Origin of the sequence: Sphingobacterium sp. UBA7625 (assembly GCF_002484085.1) — a bacterium.
Taxonomy (GTDB): domain Bacteria; phylum Bacteroidota; class Bacteroidia; order Sphingobacteriales; family Sphingobacteriaceae; genus Sphingobacterium; species Sphingobacterium athyrii.
This window is the reverse complement of record NZ_DLJD01000014.1, coordinates 142,569-156,794: the sequence shown is the minus strand read 5'-3', so window position 1 is coordinate 156,794 and position 14,226 is coordinate 142,569. Positions and strand designations below refer to the sequence as shown.

Here is a 14,226-nt window from a genome sequence, read left to right as displayed (position 1 = left end):
TTAAATTATGTTAAACGGGTTGTTTATTCGTGTTATTTAAAGGTGTAGTATAGCTCTAAATCCACGCGCGGCATAATAAGAGATCGCGCCATTGTGGTAGGTGAACACATGATTATAGCGCCGGTCACAAAATAGGGCACCTCCGAGTTGGCGGATGTTGGCAGGGGTCTGTATCCAGCTTGATGTTTTTAGATCAAATTCTCCCAAAGTCTGCAGCTGTCGATATTGTTCTTCCGTCAGTAGTTCGACACCCATTTGTTTGGCTGTTTCTACTGCGCTGTCGGCAGGTTTATTTTCTTTTCGGGAATCCAGTGCGGCTTGATCAAAGCACAGACTTCTTCTTCCTTTTGGGCTTTCTGTAGCGCAATCGACAAATAGATAAGTATTGCTGATTGGATCCAGACCAATAACATCAGGTTCACCACCGCTCAGTTCCATTTGCTGTAAACTCCAGGCCTTGGCTGGATTTGCTTCGATTTTTCGCTGTATAGGTTCCCAAACGAGTTGCTGATGCCTTTTCATATTATGCTCAAACCTGGTCTTAAGTACGTTTAATAATGCGGTATGCTCCGTCGCTGAAAGTGATTTTTTCATATTTGGTATAATTTGTACCTAAAATACACAATTAAATAGATCTGTTTATAGGCGATTATGGCAATCCCGTTAAATTACTTATTTACGAATTGAATTAAATTTATATTTTTACGTTCAAATTTTAAATAAAATATGGCTTCAGGAATATTTGCAATCTTAGATGATATTGCAGCTTTAATGGATGATGTTGCGGTTGCTAGCAAGATAGCGACAAAAAAAACAGCAGGAATCTTGGGTGATGATTTGGCCGTGAATGCGGAAAAAGCAACAGGTTTTTTGGCATCTCGGGAATTACCTGTCCTATGGGCGATTACCAAAGGGTCACTCATCAATAAACTGATTATCGTCCCTATAGCTTTGTTGTTGAACGTCTTTTTTCCGATCGCTATCAAATACATTTTGATTTTGGGCGGATTTTATCTGGCTTTCGAAGGGGTTGAAAAGATTATCGAATATTTATTTCATCGGAAACACCATGAAGGGGAAACAAACACCGAAGAAGTTATTGCAGAGAATGATATGGAAGCTGAAAAGTCGAAAATCAAGGCGGCAATCACAACAGATTTTATCCTTTCTGTGGAGATCGTTATCATCGCCTTGGGAACAGTGCTGGATAAAGGTCTGACTTTGCAGATTATTACCGTTTGTGTAGTTGCTCTTCTTGCTACGGTAGGCGTGTATGGTATCGTTGCATTAATTGTTCGGATGGATGATGCTGGATATAAGTTGATCAAAAGCGCGAACGAAAAAGGACCATTGGCCAGCTTGGGTAAACTACTGGTGTTAGCCCTTCCTTTTATTATCAAATTGTTAGCCGTGGTAGGTACCATTGCCCTAATTTTGGTTTCGGGCGGTATTTTTACCCATTACATTGATTTTCTTCATCATGCCTTGCCTGATTTTCCGGGGATAGTCAAAGAACTTTTGTTTGGACTTGGGGGCGGCATTATTGCAGTGCTACTTTTCACGATTGGTAAGAAAATTTTTGGCAAAAAGAAGATCGCAAGCGCGACGTAATTGCTGAAAAAATAGTTCATAAAAATAAACTGACTGCCTCAAAAAACGAGGTAACTTGAATACCGTCGTTCACATTTACTGCGTTACTTATCAAGACAGACCTACTTGGACAGAGATGGTCGAGCCCAATATGAAAATGCTAAGCAATGTTATGACCGTAGTCGAATCAATTGTGTGTAATATTCAGTATATCAGCTTAGGTTTAAGAACAACCTTTACGCATTACAAATTCATCTGGTATTATTTTATCGATTTATAATCAAAAGGATACCAGATGTTTTTGACAAAACAAACAATATGAATAATAAAAAAGCATTTGTAGTTGGATCAGGAAAACTGGCAAACGCTATACTGAAAGCAGATTTTTCCATTCCCACTGTCGAACTTCTTCCATGGCAAGCGTCCAATACAACGACATCGCCATCTATCGTTATACATGCTGGATCGGGCCGTGAAATCAAAGATTGTCTTGATTTTTGTGCGCGCACAGGCTCAGTGTTAATCGAACTGTCGACGGGGCTGGCGACCGAGAAGCTCGAGACAGCTTTTCCGCTCGTTATCTGCCCAAATACGTCCATACTATTGTTAAAAACACTTTTTATGCTCCAACAATTTGGCCATAATTTCAAGGACTATGAAATATCCATTATGGAGTCACATCAATCCTCCAAAACGACTGAGCCGGGTACCGCCTATCATTTTGCCAATTCTTTACATGTCCCTCACGAGCGCGTTATCTCTATCCGAGACGCAAAAACACAGGCCTATAAGATCAATATCCCTGTTGCCCACTTAGAAAAGCACGCCTACCACCAGATTGTCATCAAAGATAAAAATGATGAAATTAAGATTGAAACCAAGGTCCTCGGACATGATTCTTATTCAAATGGCGTTAAAAAAATAATTGAAGTCTGTTTAAAGAATAAATTGGCCAATAAAAGACATACAGTACTGGATTTAGTAGATATGGGTTTATTGTAATTAATGCTCAGTTTTTGAAGCGGATTCAAACAGCAGATAAAGAATAAAGCTATTTAAATTTCTTTCGCTATGATAGCATTTTTTCAATATGGGATTTGGAGCTAACTTAGTCTTTGTATATATCTTTGCCCCGGTTTTGGCGATTTTGATATTATACTTCATTCTCACAGGAAATCGCTTCGTTGGAAAGGCAATCGTCTCGATGATTGCTGGAGCCATTTTCCTTAGCCTGTTATCCCTATTTATCCAGTGGGTCACTGCTCCGAAGATCCTAAAAAAAGAAGACTATTATGGTACATACCATGTCAAACGCAACTTATTTCCCGGAGAGCAAACAGATTGGCAGTACAATACGTATACTTTTGAAATAAAAAGCAACGATTCAATTTATTTCAAGGTGCTGAGGGCCAATAAGGTTTCCAAGATCTATCGCGGAAAGATTGAAACAATCACCCCTTATCGTTCCGCACGTTTAAAACTCTACATGGACTTTCCGACGCATCATATCCTTGATTCAGATCCGACCATATATCGAAATGCATGGGGATTCTATTTGGTATTTTATTCACCCAAGTACAATAATGTATTCTTTGAAAAAGACTGATTACGAGCGAGGTATGTTTGAGGTCCTATTATGCTATATTATGATATACGTAATAGATGAGGCTGCCTCAAAACAAGTCAGCCTCTTTATTTTTTGAAAAAAGTGTATATGAATTAGATTTCTTCTGCGACTGCTTCGGCTGCGGCGTCCAATTCGACCTGTTCACCCTTTGTATTGATTAGGATAACATCATCGGATCCCTCTTTTGTGACCGATGCTAAACCATCGCTGAAGGAAGTTGCGCCGCTGTAGATAAAAGGAATGGCAATTTTCCCCTGGCCATTCAAATAACCGTACTTACCATCTTTACTCGAAAGGAAAAGATTTGGTTCTTCGGTTATTGAAATAAAATCATAGGCTGGCGTTAGGACCTTATTTGTTTTTATGTCAACCAGGCTGTATTTGTCATTTTCGACACGAATGAAATGTGTGCCATTATTCTCCGAGATGAAGCTATAGCTTGCCGGTACAACGATTTTTCCGGCCTGATTTAGGATTCCGTATTTTTCATTTTGCTGAAAAACAGCGTAACCACCATTGATAAATGAAATCATATCATAATTGGCCGGGATAAGTACTTTACCTGCCTTGTCCAGAATACCATATTTTTCATTTGTTCCAAATAGAAACTGTTCCGAATTATCGTCATAGCTTAAATAATCGTATTGAAAAGGGATCACGGTTTTCCCCGTAAGATTGATTGCACCATATTTCTCATTTTTAAACTGAACAACACTTACCTCACCGACAAATGGTGTAATGTAATGATACTGTGCTGGCACGACGATTTGTTGTGCATCATCCTGTAAGCCCATAAGACCAGAAGTACTATCCTCAAATAAGTATAGGTTTTCGGCCATCTGATTGTTTTCTTCACCCTCCTGTTCTTCGCCGTAGATGGAATCTACCTGATCATAATCTTCTGGAACGATAAAATCGTTGTCATTCAGTTGGCTGTTCGCTACACTTTGTGCCACAATATCTACGCCCAGCGGCGTAGTTACCTGTAAAACGCCACCAGGAATCTTTTTGAAAATATCAAAACCCTCCCAATAGATAACAGGCAGTTTCTCACTATACCAGATGGATAAGGTGCTATTGCCCTCGATATCTTCTATATTGGGAAGTTCGATCTGTGCCAACTTACAAGGGTAACCGGCGATATTTTTAGTTTGGCCCGGAACCAATTTGATCGAGAAGGAAGTTGCTTCATCTTCGTGTACGATGTATTTCGATAAGGACGGATAGAGTATGGTCGACTTATCTTCATTCTTTTTAGCCAGAAAAATAGATTCCTGTCCATCCGCTGAGGAGACCACTTTTATCTTGTCATTACTGACATAAGCCTCATACAATGAGACCGGAGCTTCCTGCTCGGTACCGCTGTTAGCGTTTGTAACCACAATGGCATAATCGATTTTAAACGCTTTATTGATCTGTGCGAGAGATACTGTGCTGGCAGCCATCAAAACTGCTAATGATAAGAATGTTTTTTTCATCAGAATAATTTGCTTTTAGCGGTGAGGAAACGGTCATGAGCTTGTATGCACAAGGTATAGTTGCCATTGTAAGCGCATGATAGGTTCATCTACCTAAAATTGATAGGCAAATATGATGATTTAAGATAAGCTCTTTTATCCCTGAAATCCGTTATTTAGCCGATTTCTGATTAAGGACATTTGCCGCGCGCAATATCAAAAATTCCGCTCAGTAGATCAACAACTGATATTTTGCCAATAAACCCGGTAGTTGCTCCGGTTCTAATTTACTCTTTTTCATGCGATTGGCTTCGGGATCCATTTGGATATGGACCGAGGTCCGAAAGTCACAGCCTTCCAGATTGCATTGCTCAAACCGTGCGTTCAGGAAGTTGCAATCTTTGAAGATTGCCTGTTGGAGGTTGGCTTTTTCAAAATCAACATGTTGCAATGAGCACTGTTCAAATTTGAATTTCTTCATATTACGTTCAAAAAAAGAAGCATAATCCAATGTGGTATTCTTCATTTCGATATGAAAAGAGAATGAACTACATTCGTTGAACTGGATACCTAACATCTTGCAGTCCTGAAAAATGACATGATCCAATTGTGTTCCTTTTAATTTTATATTGGATAAATTACAGGATTTAAATTCACAATTTGTAAACATCAGATCAACCATTGCAGCGTTTTGGAAATCGCAATACTCAAATGTGCATTTATAAAATTCTGTAATTTGCTGTAATTCTTTGTTGAAGTTTGCATTCGAAATAGTCTGCTCTACCAGTTCTTCCATGATTTGTCTGTCTACGTAAATATCGGGATTGACCGCAGACGAAAATACATTTTTATCATTGATAATGGAAGTATAACCGATTTAATCCCTTACATTGCCCCGAGGCCAAAAATGGCTGACTTCAGGGAGAAAAATCCCTTATTATGGGATGTAACTTTGGCAAGTCGCCAAGCTTCCTTTTGTGTTGGCGAGAAATAGTTGTCTAAATAGAACTCTGGTAGGTTTTTATATAGGTTGTGAAAGGGGCGCGATATATCGTGCCCCGTTTTATTTGCAAATTCGATGTTGGTCAATAAGGAACCAAATTAATTGTTTTTTAAATATTGCCTTAATACATACTGTAAAATACCGTCATTTTTAAAGTATTCGATTTCGATAGCCGAATCCAGTCTTGCTCTGACCTGAAACGTGATTGTTTTTCCATTTTCGTGAACAGCTTTTACATCTAAAAGTTTATGCGGTGTTAGTTCATTCGCCAAGCCAGTGATGGAATAGGTTTCAGTACCGTCAAGTCCCAGCTTTTCGGCGTTCTCTCCATTGATAAAGACAAGCGGTGCTACTCCCATACCCACCAGATTGCTTCGATGTATACGTTCAAAGCTTTCGGCAATCACCGCCCGTACACCAAGGAGAAATGTGCCTTTGGCTGCCCAATCTCGGGAAGATCCTGAACCGTATTCTTTTCCGGCCAAAACGATCAGCGGCGTATTGGTTTTGCGATATTCCATTGCTGTATCATAGACTGTTTTTACTTCATTTGTTGGGAAATACCGGCTGAAACCACCTTCCTGATCGGTAATTTTGTTTTTAATGCGCACGTTGGCAAAGGTTCCACGCATCATCACTTCATGATTACCACGTCTAGAACCATAAGAGTTGAAATCTTCTCTATTCACCTGATGGGCTTTTAGGTATTTTCCGGCTGCGGTATCTTCCTTAAAAGAACCTGCCGGCGATATATGGTCGGTTGTAACAGAGTCCCCTAAATAAAGCAATACTCGGGCATTTTTGATGTCCTCGATCGGCTGTGGAACTGCCTGTAAGTTTTCAAAAAAAGGAGATTCTTTGATGTAGGTTGAGTTATTGTCCCATTGATAATTCTGGTCAAGGTTTACTTCCAGATCTTGCCAGTCCGTAGATCCGTCAAAAATAACGTCATATACTTCCTGAAAATCAGATTGTTTGACGCATTCGTTAACTGTTTTGGTGATTTCTTCGCGGCTTGGCCAGATATCTTTTAAATAAACCGGTTGGCCATTTGGATCATAGTCCAATGGTTCTTCCATTAGATTGATATCCACTCGACCTACAAGGGCATAGGCAACAACCAACATTGGAGACATCAAAAAGTTCATTTTTACCTGCGGATGTACACGTGCTTCAAAGTTTCTATTTCCTGACAGTACCGAGGCAACAATCAATTCCCCTTTCTCCACTGCTTCAGCAATTTGGGGTGGGAGTGGTCCTGAGTTTCCAATACAGGAAGTGCAACCATAACCTACGGTGTGAAATCTTAGTGCATCAAGATCTGCATTCAGGCCTGATCTTTCCAGATATTGGGTTACTACTTTTGAACCCGGGGCCAGTGAGGTCTTCACCCAGGATTTTGTGCGCAAACCGCGTTCGATCGCATTTCTGGCCAATAGACCAGCACCGATCATCACAGTCGGATTAGAGGTATTGGTACAACTGGTTATGGCGGCAATAGCAATACTGCCGTCGCTGACAATATATTCCTTGTGATTGTGTTTGATGCGTACGGTATGTATGGACTCTGAAATAACTTCATGGGGAGAAGCATGTTCAACCGGAACCTTCCCAAAAGTAAATTCGGTCCCTGATCCACCATCTGCAAGCCAGGCTGATTCCGAACGCTGTGGCATTGGAACATATTGCCTATGGTGTTCGCTATCTAAAAGCTGTGAAAACTTATGGTTTAGATCCTTGACCAAAATTTTGTCTTGTGGGCGCTTGGGGCCTGAGACAGTCGGTTCTAGTGTGTTTAGGTCAAATTCCACTACCGAAGAGTAGGAGATCTGTTCCTTTCCCGTGCGCCAGAGCAAATTGTGCTTACAGTATTCTTCGACAATTTTAATTTCCTGTTCAGTTCGATTGGTACTGTGCATATATTCCAGTGTACGGTCATCTATGGGGAAATAGGTGACTGTACAGCCAAATTCGGGCGACATATTGGATATGGTGGCGCGGTCTGTCACTGATAGTGTATCCAATCCTTCTCCGAAGACCTCAACAAATTTTCCGACAACTCCCTTATCGCGTAAGATTTTTGTAATCGAAAGAACCATATCAGTTGCGGTACAGACATCCGGAATTTTGCCTGTAAGTTTGAGTCCGATTACTTCCGGACAGGTGAAGAAGATGGGTTGTCCCAGCATGGCGGCTTCAGCTTCAATGCCACCCACACCCCAGCCCAGAACACCGATACCATTCACCATCGGCGTATGTGAATCGGTACCCACCAAGGTGTCCGGAAATAGCCAATTATCACGGGCAATAACACCTTTGGCAAGGTATTCTAAGTTTACCTGATGACAGATTCCCATTCCCGGCGGCACGACAGTGAAATTTTTTAAACCTTTTTGCGCCCATTTTAAAAGCTCATAACGCTCCCGGTTGCGCTCATATTCCAATTCGACATTTTTGTCGTAGGAGTATTCTGTTCCAAAATAATCCACCTGCACGGAATGGTCAATCACCAGATCAACCGGAATTGCCGGATTGATCTTCTGTCCATCCTTGCCATGTCGAATAAATTCAGCCCTTAAGGAAGCCATGTCCACAACAGCAGGAACGCCCGTAAAATCCTGCATCAGAATGCGTGCCGGCTTAAATGGAATATCTTTATCAACGGGTTGTGGAGACCAGCCGATCAACGTGCTGACATGTTCATCCGTTATACTAAATCCATCATGATTACGTAATACATTTTCCAGAAGAATTCGGATACTGAATGGGAGGTGCTCAATATTACCTTCTGGTAGATCCCTTAAGGAGCTATACTGATACACTCTTCCATCGATTTCGATTTCCCGAGTTGATTTTTCCTTGCTCATATTGATTACTTATTATATACTATATAATAACCATATCCGTAAATTTGTTTGTAATAACTTTTAGACATATTATTTCTTTCAGTTGTTGAACTGCACAAAAGCAGCCGTTCGGATCAGGAAAACTCGGATCTATATTTTATTCGGATTAAATGTTTGTTTATTAGTTGATTATGTTGTGTAGTCTCAAGATTTAATTCTTTTAATCAGACGGTTTTTAAACCGTTTGGTATCCGCGGAACGATAAAATTGGCGGATCAGCTGGAGGCAGCGTTTCGTTGGAGAACGTTGATATTTGTTTGTTTTGTACGAAAGGTACAATCATTTGCCAGATCAGACGTTTAAGTTAATGCCCTTTTATTGGAGAAAACAAGATGAAAATAAAAAATACATTCAGATTTATTGCTGCTAGCTTATTGCTTTCTATACCATTTGTCCACACAGCGTCCAGCTATGCGCATCCCGGAGAACAAAAGGAAAAAACAGTCCTGTTAAACAAGAATGCGGAGGTTAGCTTTAAAGACAGCAAAGGAAATGTTGTTTCGTTAAATCAGCTCAAAGACAAGGTTGTCCTGATCAATCTTTGGGCGACATGGTGTTCCCCCTGTCTGGCGGAAATGCCTTCTCTGGACAAACTGTATAAGGATTTTCAGGGGAATAGCAAAATCGTTTTTTTGTCCGTGGACGTTGACGGTAATCTGAAATCTTCAGCGAAGTTTCTAAAAAAGCGGAAGTATAGTCTTCCGGTCTATCAACTGAATTCGGCATTGCCAAAAGAATGGAGTACGACAAGTATACCGACCACCATTATCCTGGATAAAGCGGGCAAATTGGTCAACAAGCATGTTGGCGGGATGAACTTCGGATCAGTGAAGTTTAGAAAGGCCTTAAAACAATTAAGTGAAGAATAAGTTGGAAGGTAATTGAATCTGCTCATTCAGTGCAAACTTAAATTTGCGGATTCATTTATTATTCTGCCATTTTCTTGCTAATTTTGCATGCTAATTGTATAAGGAGAATTTATATATGCCAGTCAAACTTCCTAATAACCTTCCTGCGATAGAACTTTTAAAAAAGGAGAATATCTTTGTCATGAGTGACCTGAGAGCAAATGAGCAGGATATTAGACCATTACGTGTTTTGGTCCTTAATCTGATGCCGCTTAAGATCACAACGGAGACCGATTTTATTCGTTTACTTTCCAATAATCCTTTGCAAGTGGAGATGGAGTTTCTTCGACTGGAAACCCACGTATCCAAAAATACACCTGAGGAACACTTGGAGATGTTTTATAAAAGCCTGAGTGAGGTGAAAGAGAACTTTTACGACGGTATGATCATCACGGGAGCACCTGTGGAAATGGTTCGATTTGAAGAGGTGACTTATTGGAATGAGATCCAGACAATCTTTGACTGGGCGAGGACGCATGTAACGTCGAGCTTATATATCTGTTGGGCTTCACAGGCTGCGTTATACCACTTTTATGAGGTTGAGAAGAAACCTTTGGAAGAAAAGCTTTTTGGTGTATTCAAACATACGGCGCTCGACAAAAGACATCCATTATTCCGTGGATTTGACGATGAGTTTTTTATTCCACATAGCCGGCATACAACTATCGAGAAAGAAGATTTGCTAACAAAAAACGGCGTAGAAATTCTTTCTGAATCTCCCGAGGCTGGCATTGCAATCGCATCTTCCCGTGGTGGACGTGAGTTTTATCTGACCGGTCATTCCGAGTACGCACCTTTTACATTGGATGAAGAATATAAAAGAGATTTAGAAAAAGGCCAGACCATACGTATGCCAGCGAACTATTATCGCGATGACAATCCTGACAATCAACCTTTGGTACGATGGACGAGTCATGCAAACTTATTATTCAATAATTGGCTTAACTATTTTGTTTACCAGGAGACACCTTTTGATTTAAAAGATGTCGTTCACCTGGGAGAGATCAGACAGAAGGACTGAACACAAATTTTAGCCTAAGCAAACAAAATAGGTCGACGGAGCATTCTATCTATATAAAGTAGGTCGTATGAAAAGAATGTCTGTACTATTTTATCTGCTCTCTTTCTGTGTGTCGCTATATGCGGACGTACCAATTGAGGAAAATCAAAAGCTCAGAGAGGCAAACGGCACCTTATGGTATGCCAATCCATGGATTTGGCTGGGCGGTGTGGCGCTGTTTCTGATTGTCTTCCTCCTTCTTCTCCGTAAATCAACGAGAAACAAGACGCAGACATAATGAAATGTATATTATTTTAGTTATCCGCAAAACTATGTTCTGTATAACGAACAATAGCAAAACTTTTCTTAAGTTTGTGTGGATAGATAACAAACTAAAATATCATATGAAGAGAAGTATACTGTTAGCTGCTTTGCTGGCATGCGGTTCTTTGGCCGGTTATGCCCAAAATAAAGCGATCAATGTAGACTACATGGATAAAACCGTTCGTCCGCAGGATGATTTCTACAATTTTGTAAATGGTCAGTGGATGAAAACTGTTAAGATACCATCCGATAAAGCGCGTTGGGGATCTTTTGATGAGTTACGTGAGAGTACAGATATTGCCACGCTAAAAGTGTTGCAAGAGTCGTTATCCGGTCAGTTTCCAAAAGGAACTGATAACCAGAAGATCGGCGATCTGTACAAATCTTTTGTAGACATGAAAACACGTGACAAAGTTGGCTTGGCGCCTGTTCAGCCCTATTTGACAAAAATCAATGCGATAAAGAATTTTGATGACCTTTATAAATATCTGGTAGAGGTTGCACCTATAGGAGGCAATCCTTTCTTTGGTGGATATGTCTATGGACATCTCAAAAATTCGAATGTCAATACGGTTTACCTGGGTGGGGGAAGTTTGGGTTTAGGCCGTTCTTATTACCAGGTAAAAGACCAAAAAAATGAAGAGACCTTAAAGGACTATTCAAATTATATTTCAGCACTTTATGCCAAGTCAGGTCAACGCACGAGAGATCTTAAAGGGCCTAGAATTGTCGCTTTTGAAAAAGAATTGGCTGCTAACCTAAAAACGGTCGAACAGTCGCGGGACGCAAACGGCCGCTACAATCCGGTGGCAGTTGCTGATCTGAAGAAGATGGTAAAAAATGTTGATATTGCTAAATATCTGGGTGACGTTGGATTTAAAGCGGATACCGTTATTGTACCTGAACTGAAATACTACCAAAATTTAGATAAGATCTTCAACCCGGCGAATCTTCCGGTCATTAAAGATATATTAACATTTCATGTATTAAATACCGCTGCTTCGTATACGACACAGGAATTAAATGATCTTTCTTTTGATTTCTGGGGGCGTAAGCTGAAAGGGCAGAAGGAGCAACGTGCGCTGGATAAACGGGGGGTAGAGTTTGTGAATTCTATTGCCGGAGAACTTTTGGGAAAGCTTTATGTGAAGGAGAATTTTCCGCCACAGGCGAAAGCTGACGCTGAAGAACTGGTAAGCTACCTTGTAAAAGCATTTGGGCAACATATCAATGGTTTAACATGGATGTCCGCAGATACAAAAGTGAAGGCGCTTGAAAAACTGTCGAAGTTTAAAGTGAAGATCGGTTATCCGGATAAATGGAAAGATTATAGCAAACTTGATGTTAGTACTTCGCTTTACGAGAATGTCTTATCATCCAGCAAGTGGTCTTTTTACGAGAACCTTGCGAAACAGGACAAACCAGTTGATAAATCTGAATGGGGCATGACACCACAGACAGTCAATGCTTATTACAGTCCGTTGTTTAACGAAATTGTATTCCCGGCCGCAATTCTTCAGCCTCCTTTCTATGATTACAAAGCGGATGCAGCCGTTAATTTTGGAGGTATCGGTGCCGTCATAGGACATGAACTATCGCACGGTTTTGATGACCAGGGAGCCAAATATGATGGAAACGGAAATTTGAATAACTGGTGGACGGATGGCGACAAGGCTAAATTTGAGGCAGCGGCAGATGCCCTTGTGAAACAATTTGAAGCCTATGAGCCAGTTCCGGGAGTTTTTGTGAACGGTCGTTTTACCTTAGGTGAGAATATTGGTGATTTGGGCGGTTCTTCTGTTGCCTTCGATGCATTGCAGCTTTATTTAAAAGATAAAGGAAATCCCGGTCTGATCGATGGATTTACACAAAACCAACGTTTTTTCCTTTCTTGGGCTACTATTTGGAGAACAAAAACAACTGATGAGTTTGTTGTGAATCAGGTAAAAACAGATCCACATTCTCCTGCGCAATATCGGGCTTTTGCGCCGATTATCAATTTAGATGCGTTCCATGCAGCGTGGGAAACGAAAGAGGGTGACAAGATGTTTGTCCCGATGGACAGGCGTATTAAGATCTGGTAGGAAAATCTCCGGATCTTATTGATAAAACAAGGGGGCATTTCATTTGAAATGCCCCTTGCTGTTTATCGCATCCATTTTAGGACAAAGTAGAAACCAAGTCCCGTGAAGGAAAGTGTCAGCGCTGTTGCCCACCATAGTGTGGTGAAACCAAAGGAGTCAACAATAGATGTCCCGAGCAGTGGCGAAAAAATATTTGCCGCAGAAAATGCCAGGGAATTGAAACCCATATATGCGCCTTGTGTTTTTGGGGTAGAGCGGTTAACGGATACAGTAGCCATAAATGGCAATGTTAGCATCTCACCGAGACCAAAAATAAAGAAGGTGAAATATAACCAGCCAAGTCCGCCCATATAATTCAGCATGGCATATGAACTGGCGCATAGAAATGTACCAAACACCAGGGTGCTGATCAGTGAAAATCTCTTTTCAGCGACATGAACAACAAACATCTCCAGTAAAACAATCACAAAACCACTCCAGCCCAATAGGAATCCGATCTGATGGTCATCCAGGTGATGCACTTCGCGATAGAATATCGGCAAGGTTGTAATTAACTGGAAAAAACAAAATGAAAAAATACAGCAGAAGATATTAAATAGCACAAAGGGAACATCCGTATAGGGGTTGCGGCTTTGGTTTGCCACCTCGCTGTGTGACAAAGCGTCTTTTTTTGCTTTAACATCCGTTCTTTTTTGCCTTTTGTTAAAAAAGATAAAGAAAATTACTGCTGCACATAGCACGGCAAAGGAGTTCCCATAGAAAATCCAGTTAAACGAAATTGTGGCGAGGAAACCGGCAACGGCAGGGCCAATTGAAAAGCCCAGGTTGATAGCCAGTCTGTTTAGTGAAAAGGCACGGGTTATATTTTCGGGCTTTGCATAGCTGGCCACGGAAACAGAATTCGCCGGTCTAAATGCATCAAAAATCAGACTTAGCGTAAAGATCATGACGGACAGAGATTGAACTTCTTTAAAATAGGGGATTAATAGAAATAAGGGTGAAGCCAATACCAGGCTTCCGAATTGCACCTTAAAACTGCCGATCCGATCTGTCAGCCATCCGCCGATATAGGAACCGCATACAGAACCTATACCGTAGCTCATCAGGACAATTCCGACTTGCTTAATATCAAAATGAAGTACCTGCGTCATGTAAAGTCCCAGGAAGGGGATGACCATGCTACCCATTCTATTGATCAACATAACAATGGCCAAAAGCCAGGCTGCCTGCGAAAGGCCTTTAAAAGAATCCAGGTATATGGATATAATTTTTTTCATGCAAATAATTTGCTTTTTAGATGGTGTTGATTTTTATAAGCGCTTTGTTG

General features: G+C 40.7%; 12 protein-coding genes. 7 read left to right on the top strand and 5 right to left on the bottom strand.

Going from position 1 to position 14,226, the window contains the following annotated elements; all coding sequences use genetic code 11:
* Positions 1–36: 36 nt before the first annotated feature.
* The gene (locus tag B4G94_RS05255; RefSeq protein WP_286857573.1) at positions 37–594 is read right to left on the bottom strand and encodes a DUF4256 domain-containing protein; all 558 of its coding nucleotides are present in this window, start codon (positions 592–594) and stop codon (positions 37–39) included.
* 132 nt (positions 595–726) lie between these two features.
* Between B4G94_RS05255 and B4G94_RS05250 the strand changes: the two genes are divergently transcribed.
* The 3 genes from B4G94_RS05250 to B4G94_RS05240 all read left to right on the top strand — a co-directional run bounded on the left by B4G94_RS05250 (position 727) and on the right by B4G94_RS05240 (position 3,196).
* Positions 727–1,611: a DUF808 domain-containing protein gene (locus tag B4G94_RS05250; protein ID WP_108631803.1), complete on the top strand. Its 885-nt coding sequence runs from the start codon at positions 727–729 to the stop codon at positions 1,609–1,611.
* Between the two features lie 297 nt (positions 1,612–1,908).
* Positions 1,909–2,592 carry a dihydrodipicolinate reductase C-terminal domain-containing protein gene (locus B4G94_RS05245; protein WP_286857572.1) on the top strand — a complete coding sequence of 228 codons (684 nt, stop codon included), beginning with the start codon at positions 1,909–1,911 and terminating at the stop codon, positions 2,590–2,592.
* Positions 2,593–2,680: 88 nt separating this feature from the next.
* Positions 2,681–3,196, top strand: coding sequence for a hypothetical protein (locus B4G94_RS05240; protein WP_165306705.1), 516 nt, complete (start codon positions 2,681–2,683; stop codon positions 3,194–3,196).
* A gap of 113 nt (positions 3,197–3,309) precedes the next feature.
* On the opposite strand, the gene B4G94_RS05235 is transcribed toward B4G94_RS05240, so the two are convergent.
* The 3 genes from B4G94_RS05235 to acnA all read right to left on the bottom strand — a co-directional run bounded on the left by B4G94_RS05235 (position 3,310) and on the right by acnA (position 8,544).
* Positions 3,310–4,695 (bottom strand): WG repeat-containing protein, encoded by a 1,386-nt coding sequence (locus B4G94_RS05235; protein ID WP_108631800.1) that lies wholly within the window; start codon positions 4,693–4,695, stop codon positions 3,310–3,312.
* 208 nt (positions 4,696–4,903) lie between these two features.
* Positions 4,904–5,470, bottom strand: coding sequence for a pentapeptide repeat-containing protein (locus tag B4G94_RS05230; RefSeq protein ID WP_286857570.1), 567 nt, complete (start codon positions 5,468–5,470; stop codon positions 4,904–4,906).
* A gap of 305 nt (positions 5,471–5,775) precedes the next feature.
* Positions 5,776–8,544 (bottom strand): aconitate hydratase AcnA, encoded by a 2,769-nt coding sequence (gene acnA / locus B4G94_RS05225; RefSeq protein ID WP_286857569.1) that lies wholly within the window; start codon positions 8,542–8,544, stop codon positions 5,776–5,778.
* A 371-nt stretch (positions 8,545–8,915) separates the two neighbouring features.
* Between acnA and B4G94_RS05220 the strand changes: the two genes are divergently transcribed.
* The 4 genes from B4G94_RS05220 to B4G94_RS05205 all read left to right on the top strand — a co-directional run bounded on the left by B4G94_RS05220 (position 8,916) and on the right by B4G94_RS05205 (position 12,899).
* Positions 8,916–9,452, top strand: coding sequence for a TlpA family protein disulfide reductase (locus tag B4G94_RS05220; protein ID WP_286857568.1), 537 nt, complete (start codon positions 8,916–8,918; stop codon positions 9,450–9,452).
* Positions 9,453–9,567: 115 nt separating this feature from the next.
* Positions 9,568–10,512: a homoserine O-acetyltransferase MetA gene (gene metA / locus B4G94_RS05215; RefSeq protein WP_108631796.1), complete on the top strand. Its 945-nt coding sequence runs from the start codon at positions 9,568–9,570 to the stop codon at positions 10,510–10,512.
* A 67-nt stretch (positions 10,513–10,579) separates the two neighbouring features.
* Positions 10,580–10,789: a hypothetical protein gene (locus B4G94_RS05210; RefSeq protein WP_286857566.1), complete on the top strand. Its 210-nt coding sequence runs from the start codon at positions 10,580–10,582 to the stop codon at positions 10,787–10,789.
* Between the two features lie 106 nt (positions 10,790–10,895).
* The gene (locus B4G94_RS05205; protein ID WP_286857565.1) at positions 10,896–12,899 is read left to right on the top strand and encodes a M13 family metallopeptidase; all 2,004 of its coding nucleotides are present in this window, start codon (positions 10,896–10,898) and stop codon (positions 12,897–12,899) included.
* Positions 12,900–12,961: 62 nt separating this feature from the next.
* On the opposite strand, the gene B4G94_RS05200 is transcribed toward B4G94_RS05205, so the two are convergent.
* Positions 12,962–14,176, bottom strand: coding sequence for an MFS transporter (locus tag B4G94_RS05200; RefSeq protein WP_286857564.1), 1,215 nt, complete (start codon positions 14,174–14,176; stop codon positions 12,962–12,964).
* Positions 14,177–14,226: the final 50 nt, after the last annotated feature.

Coding starts and splice junctions, on each gene's coding strand:
- acnA (WP_286857569.1), bottom strand. CDS start 8,544: ATGAGCAAGGAAAAATCAACTCGGGAAATCGAAATCGATGGAAGAGTG.
- B4G94_RS05230 (WP_286857570.1), bottom strand. CDS start 5,470: ATGGAAGAACTGGTAGAGCAGACTATTTCGAATGCAAACTTCAACAAA.
- B4G94_RS05220 (WP_286857568.1), top strand. CDS start 8,916: ATGAAAATAAAAAATACATTCAGATTTATTGCTGCTAGCTTATTGCTT.
- B4G94_RS05240 (WP_165306705.1), top strand. CDS start 2,681: ATGGGATTTGGAGCTAACTTAGTCTTTGTATATATCTTTGCCCCGGTT.
- B4G94_RS05200 (WP_286857564.1), bottom strand. CDS start 14,176: ATGAAAAAAATTATATCCATATACCTGGATTCTTTTAAAGGCCTTTCG.
- metA (WP_108631796.1), top strand. CDS start 9,568: ATGCCAGTCAAACTTCCTAATAACCTTCCTGCGATAGAACTTTTAAAA.
- B4G94_RS05245 (WP_286857572.1), top strand. CDS start 1,909: ATGAATAATAAAAAAGCATTTGTAGTTGGATCAGGAAAACTGGCAAAC.
- B4G94_RS05205 (WP_286857565.1), top strand. CDS start 10,896: ATGAAGAGAAGTATACTGTTAGCTGCTTTGCTGGCATGCGGTTCTTTG.
- B4G94_RS05210 (WP_286857566.1), top strand. CDS start 10,580: ATGAAAAGAATGTCTGTACTATTTTATCTGCTCTCTTTCTGTGTGTCG.
- B4G94_RS05235 (WP_108631800.1), bottom strand. CDS start 4,695: ATGAAAAAAACATTCTTATCATTAGCAGTTTTGATGGCTGCCAGCACA.
- B4G94_RS05255 (WP_286857573.1), bottom strand. CDS start 594: ATGAAAAAATCACTTTCAGCGACGGAGCATACCGCATTATTAAACGTA.
- B4G94_RS05250 (WP_108631803.1), top strand. CDS start 727: ATGGCTTCAGGAATATTTGCAATCTTAGATGATATTGCAGCTTTAATG.